8 protein-coding genes and 1 pseudogene are annotated in these 4,270 nt (G+C 36.9%); all 9 read right to left on the bottom strand.

The features are described 5' to 3' along the window. Positions 1–219: 219 nt before the first annotated feature. A complete protein-coding gene (locus tag AC1RNS_RS26275; protein ID WP_492996753.1) occupies positions 220–597 on the bottom strand; it encodes a hypothetical protein in 378 nt (125 codons plus the stop codon). 324 nt (positions 598–921) lie between these two features. Then, the gene (locus tag AC1RNS_RS26280) at positions 922–1,392 is read right to left on the bottom strand and encodes a helix-turn-helix domain-containing protein (RefSeq protein ID WP_492996754.1); all 471 of its coding nucleotides are present in this window, start codon (positions 1,390–1,392) and stop codon (positions 922–924) included. Positions 1,393–1,497: 105 nt separating this feature from the next. After that, complete coding sequence (locus tag AC1RNS_RS26285; RefSeq protein WP_492996755.1) at positions 1,498–1,776, bottom strand: hypothetical protein; 279 nt, start codon at positions 1,774–1,776, stop codon at positions 1,498–1,500. 35 nt (positions 1,777–1,811) lie between these two features. Continuing rightward, the gene (locus AC1RNS_RS26290) at positions 1,812–2,234 is read right to left on the bottom strand and encodes an ASCH domain-containing protein (RefSeq protein WP_492996756.1); all 423 of its coding nucleotides are present in this window, start codon (positions 2,232–2,234) and stop codon (positions 1,812–1,814) included. A gap of 18 nt (positions 2,235–2,252) precedes the next feature. After that, a complete protein-coding gene (locus AC1RNS_RS26295; protein WP_492996757.1) occupies positions 2,253–2,999 on the bottom strand; it encodes a hypothetical protein in 747 nt (248 codons plus the stop codon). Positions 3,000–3,001: 2 nt separating this feature from the next. Beyond that, positions 3,002–3,547 carry a Holliday junction resolvase RecU gene (locus tag AC1RNS_RS26300; protein ID WP_492996758.1) on the bottom strand — a complete coding sequence of 182 codons (546 nt, stop codon included), beginning with the start codon at positions 3,545–3,547 and terminating at the stop codon, positions 3,002–3,004. Next, on the bottom strand, positions 3,537–3,725 hold the full coding sequence (locus AC1RNS_RS26305) for a DUF6011 domain-containing protein (RefSeq protein WP_492996759.1): 189 nt from the start codon (positions 3,723–3,725) through the stop codon (positions 3,537–3,539). The genes AC1RNS_RS26300 and AC1RNS_RS26305 overlap by 11 nt, the downstream gene beginning before the upstream one ends. Continuing rightward, the gene (locus AC1RNS_RS26310; protein ID WP_492996760.1) at positions 3,722–4,126 is read right to left on the bottom strand and encodes a hypothetical protein; all 405 of its coding nucleotides are present in this window, start codon (positions 4,124–4,126) and stop codon (positions 3,722–3,724) included. Before AC1RNS_RS26310 ends, AC1RNS_RS26305 begins: the two co-directional genes overlap by 4 nt. A gap of 18 nt (positions 4,127–4,144) precedes the next feature. Beyond that, a pseudogene (locus AC1RNS_RS26315) lies at positions 4,145–4,270 on the bottom strand (single-stranded DNA-binding protein); the annotation flags it as partial.

Below are 4,270 nucleotides of genomic sequence, written 5' to 3' on the forward strand. Positions count from 1 at the left end.
CCCTCTAGAATTTCTAATAATTCCTCGTATTCATCATTGAAGAAAATTCTATTATCGTAGACTGTTGATTCAGTAACTTCTACTTTTTCGATTTCCCCAACTGTGTATGATTGCATCACCTAAATGTTTACGCATTTCATCTACATATTTTTCATCTTGATTAGCGGTCATTTAACTCATTCCTCTGCATGATATTTCTTACTGGACAAAATATTTCATTTATAAAAAGTACGGCATTGCTTCAACTGCACCATCTGCATCTTCGTCACTCATTGTAGTTACTTCTTCTGCTGGCATCCCGTGAAAGATTAGAGTGCCTTTGTTATAACCATATTTATTTGTAAGCTCCTTAAAATGTTTATCTAATTCGTATTCAATGAAGTGATCATTCAATTGTTCTTGATAAATTTCAAGCCTACTACCGTAAACTTTACCTATTCCAATTAGTCTGATACGGTCATTACCAGCCACAATATATGGCGTTTCTTCTTCTTGCCAAACAGTACCTTCTGAAATCTCGATTGTTTCGTTCAATGACTCCCCTTCATCACCGTACTTCTCTACTTGTAATGCTTTTATACACGTATATTTTTTCATTTCATACACTCCCTTTTTTATTCCGCATTTTGTTTATTTTGCTGAACAATATTGTTCAAATGTTCATTAAATCAGTTTCTTTATTTGCATCTTCCAACAATCAGATAAAAATTCAGCGATTGCCTTTTCAGATTCATCAAACACATACGCATTTTCTCGATTGTTTGTTAGTGTGTAATGCCATCCTATATGTGAGTCATTGGCTATATAGGTATAAAGAACATCCGGTAAGTTCCCTTTAATTTTCGAAGGTATCAAACAACTAGAACAAACAATGTAATTATCCATATAACCGAACCTTTCTAACCAAAATATTTCGATTGATTAATAAGTGCTGTTGTTACTCACCGCATTTGAACTCAGCTTTAAGGATGATCGCAACCTTGCTTCTGATCTACCGTGAGCATTTAAAATAGACCCATAACCTAAAATGATTTTCGTACCAACAACAAAATCAATCTGCTTTTCTGGATAATCATTAGTATTGTTATTCAAAATTTCTTGAAGCTGTTCAGCGCTCAAATCTCGCGTTTCTATTACTAGATAGTGTCTAAATGAATCTTCCATAAAGGTTTTCCCTCCTGTAAATACTTCTTGAGAATATCCATCATCCAGAGTATTTAAATCAGTGTTATATAAATCACATACACGCTTTAAAATCTCTAAAGACGGATTAGTTTTATTTTTTTCATAGTTATTGTACATCTGAGGGGAGACATCCATTTTTTCAGCAGTAAGCTTTTGCGTCCATCCTTTACTCTCTCTTAGAGCTTTCATTTTATCCCCAATAGCCATTCCCATTCTTCCTTTCTATTGGACATTTTCTTTCATTTCCGAACAATGGTATGGATCTTAATAAAATTTTCAGGATCCATACACGAACATTACCTGGTACTCAAATCATTCAGTAATCGGCTCACCGTTTGTGATTATGATATTAAGGTTGAAAGGTAACTCGTATCCCATACTCATTACGTGACCAAATTCATTCATCAAACTCCATAGTTGAGTTCTATAAAAACCTTCTTCGTCTAATCGTAATTCGAATTTCTCTAGCCCTTTTCCACCTTGTTGTTTTATGAAATTGTTTAATTCATCGTGTCGCTCTTTAAGAACAGAAATACCAAAATCAGTTAGTTTAACTTTTACATTTTGATTAGCATTTACTTTGAAATCCAACTAATTCATCCTTTCATCTGCACAATATTGTTCAACTATTCCTCATCCCATTCCCACAGACTTAGCTTGCCTTTTGCTGGCACTGGTTCTGCTAGCACCTGTAAATTTGATAATTCCCATGCATAACGACCTTCTGTGTAGTCACCAAAATAAAATTCTCGACCTCTAATGTTTGGCCCTGTAGTCCATGCTTCTATCGGAAATTCATTGATGACTTTATGACAATCTATTAAATTAACAGTGGCTATTACTGCCCCTACTGGTAATTCATCTACTGTTTTAATACCATGATCTTTAAAGACTTCTGCAAAAGTTTCAAATGCTTTTTTATCAACACTTTTACCTGCATGTATAGCAATCTGACCACGATGCTTTGTTTGCCATGAGCGTGTTTCAAATTTCTTTTCACCAAGGGCGATTAAGCTCGCCCAAGGTTGCTTTATTGTGATAGCTTTCATATATTCATCACCTTTATCTCAAAATAAGCTCAATTGTTCATATTTTTGTTTTTTGCCTGGTTCGTTCACAGTTTCCGTCTTTTTTCGGACCTTTTTTGGCATATCCGTTTCTTTTAGTACAGGATCTGATACAACTTTTTTAATTGCCTGTAGTTCATCACCTACTAAAAGCACGCTACCTATGACCTTTTTATCTACTGGCTGCTCGTTTAGTTGAATTGATATACAACCATAAAAGTTTTCTACCACGGTTGCTTGTTTACCATTTTCATAATGTTTACGTCTTATAAGTGATTCATTTATAATTTCTACGATGTTGCCGGCCGCGAAAACATTCTGAGATGCATGCACTGTATCCGATTTATCTTTGATCACAGCCGCTTCTGTTGCTTCATAAGGCTCAATCATTTCAAAATAATTCGACCTATACGAACCAACTGGACCATGATTCGGACGACTTTTCAAAAAAACACTGTAATAGCCGTTTGCTTTCGGATCTGTGATAATGTATTCTTCACCAATTTTGTAGAAGTGCGAAGGCGGCTTAACTACACGAGCTAGATATTTGCTTGCTATTTGTACTGGCACTTCCATAGAAGCATCTACTAATTCAAAGCGGCTCTTTTGGTAGGTACCGAAATGAGCACCCGGATGTGGAAATCTGCTTACGTTATAAGCCAATCCACCATGTGGGAAAAGGTAATATTCCTCTCCCACTTTTAAATTGGTACAAGCACCTGTATCAATGCATTTTCCTTGCAGCACTCTTACCACCTACTTTCGATAAATGGCAATAAATAATGCAATGTATACCCATCCATAGATTTGACTTCACTAGCGCTTTCTTCAAACGTTACAAGTGGAATTGATTTTCGTTCACCTCTTCTTGCACCTAACCAGGCCGCTTGAAGTGGTGGAAATGGCAAGCGATAGTATTTGTCCAGCTCGTTGAAATAAACGAGTAAGAAGGATATAGCCCCCTTCTCATACCAGGAGCGGAGCAATTCATATTGATGCTCATGTAAATTTTGAAGCGGAAAACTTTTGCCCTTCGTTTCCTTTGCATCAAATACTACCGCTCGTCCATTACATACACCTGCATAGTCCACCCATTCCGGCTTTTCCTTTCGTCCCTCAACTGTTTGGCCTTTATCCTTTGTCACCTGTATAGGTGTGGGTATTTTGCGAATATCGGCTAACCCTGCATTGCGGTATTTTTCATTAGCCATATCAATGACACGCTCTAAAAATTTGCCACGGTTAGCATGTGTTACTGATTTCGCACGCTGTTTAGTTGATTGATTATGAAACATCCTGTGTCCTCATTTCTTCTTGATTTTCCGCTTCTAACAAGTCATAAATGGTGAGCTGATTTTTCAAAAACTCCTCTTCCAAATCATCCAAATGCCGTTGCCAGCAAGTGAACCCATATCGTCGTATTATGGATTCACCGCTTTTTAAAGGTCTGTTACATCTTTTGCAACGACTCATGATGTACTCTTTAGCTGAATTTCTTCGATGATTTCTACATCATCAGCTCCAAATGTAGGAGAAGGACCAAATTCATATTCTTCCGCTTCCCAATCCTTTATAAATTCATCACGCTCATTAACATAAGTGCCAAAGTAAGGGTCTTGTTCTGCTTGGTAAAATAATTCCCTAATTCTTTCGTCATCCTCTTTTTGCCATACATATAACCCATAATCGGCTACGCCCATATTACTGCGATCATATACAACAACCTCTATACCATCTAGTTTGTTATAGACATCGATATATCCCTGTATTTCTTCCTCACTAGGTTCTGGACCAACGGAGCCATCATACATTTGTTTAATATCCTCTGGCGTTTTGCCAGCAGTTCGTAATATAGCTTTAAACATTTTGAACATGGTAAAATCCCCCTATTTTTAAAATGGCAAGTCATCCTCAGATACCTCAATCGGACCCCTACTGTTTGCAAACGGATCTTCATCAACCCTCGGATAATTTGGTTGATTATTACCGCCATAATCGCCCTGTGGAGCCCTTTGATT

The sequence above is a fragment of the Lysinibacillus sp. GW821-FHT14F06 genome (assembly GCF_058803665.1).

Coding starts and splice junctions, on each gene's coding strand:
- AC1RNS_RS26275 (WP_492996753.1), bottom strand. CDS start 597: ATGAAAAAATATACGTGTATAAAAGCATTACAAGTAGAGAAGTACGGT.
- AC1RNS_RS26280 (WP_492996754.1), bottom strand. CDS start 1,392: ATGGCTATTGGGGATAAAATGAAAGCTCTAAGAGAGAGTAAAGGATGG.
- AC1RNS_RS26290 (WP_492996756.1), bottom strand. CDS start 2,234: ATGAAAGCTATCACAATAAAGCAACCTTGGGCGAGCTTAATCGCCCTT.
- AC1RNS_RS26300 (WP_492996758.1), bottom strand. CDS start 3,547: ATGTTTCATAATCAATCAACTAAACAGCGTGCGAAATCAGTAACACAT.
- AC1RNS_RS26305 (WP_492996759.1), bottom strand. CDS start 3,725: ATGAGTCGTTGCAAAAGATGTAACAGACCTTTAAAAAGCGGTGAATCC.
- AC1RNS_RS26310 (WP_492996760.1), bottom strand. CDS start 4,126: ATGTTCAAAATGTTTAAAGCTATATTACGAACTGCTGGCAAAACGCCA.